The sequence below is a fragment of the Micromonospora sp. U21 genome (assembly GCF_018070045.1).
GTDB lineage: Bacteria > Actinomycetota > Actinomycetes > Mycobacteriales > Micromonosporaceae > Micromonospora.
In genome coordinates, this window is the sequence record NZ_JAGPYK010000093.1 from 1 (window position 1) to 677 (window position 677).

General features: G+C 64.1%; 1 protein-coding gene. It reads right to left on the reverse strand.

Annotated features, from left to right (window positions below; all coding sequences use genetic code 11):
* Positions 1 to 23 precede the first annotated feature (23 nt).
* On the reverse strand, positions 24 to 434 hold the full coding sequence (locus KBX63_RS34900) for a GNAT family N-acetyltransferase (protein WP_210918686.1): 411 nt from the start codon (positions 432 to 434) through the stop codon (positions 24 to 26).
* Positions 435 to 677: the final 243 nt, after the last annotated feature.

Here is a 677-nt window from a genome sequence, read left to right on the forward strand (position 1 = left end):
CGTTCAGGCGCGACGACGTGTGTTCAATGCCCGTGTCCGGTTGTGGGCGACCGGGGGAATGCGGGGTCTAGAACGTCGGCGTAGTCCGGGTGAGCATTGACGAATGCTGTCGCGAACGGGCATGTGACGGTGGCGGTCTTTCCTTGCGTGCGCAGTTCGTCGAGGACGCCGCCGATGAGTTTGGCGGCTATCCCCTGTCCTCGGAACTCGGGGAGCACGGATGTCGCCAGCAGTACGACGCGGTTCCCGACCTTGCTGTAGACGAGCCCAGCGGCTGTCCGGCCCCCTATCGTGGCCTCGTAGATGCCCAGCGCGCTGTTGTTGGTGATGACGAGGTCTTGTGCGTCGGGGGTGGTGGCTCCGGGCAGGTTCGAGTTACCCACATCATGCTCGGCGATGGTCAACGTGATCATATTTTCGGCGTTGGCCGCCATGTTGTCTCCTGAGTCTCGCGTCTGGTCAGCGACCTGGTAGTGCCCAGTCAGGTCGGGTGAAGTGGCAGGACTATCGCGCCTCGGACTTTGCGTAACCGGCGTCGGAGACGTTGGCGTCATGCGGGTTCGCCGCGGCTGACCGGATTCTTGGCGTTCAGGCAGTCGGTACCGGGAGGCTGACGACGAGCGATCCGCGCAGGTCGACCAGGACCCGGCCGGTTGTGCGTACCACGCGCATGACGA

Coding starts and splice junctions, on each gene's coding strand:
- KBX63_RS34900 (WP_210918686.1), bottom strand. CDS start 434: ATGGCGGCCAACGCCGAAAATATGATCACGTTGACCATCGCCGAGCAT.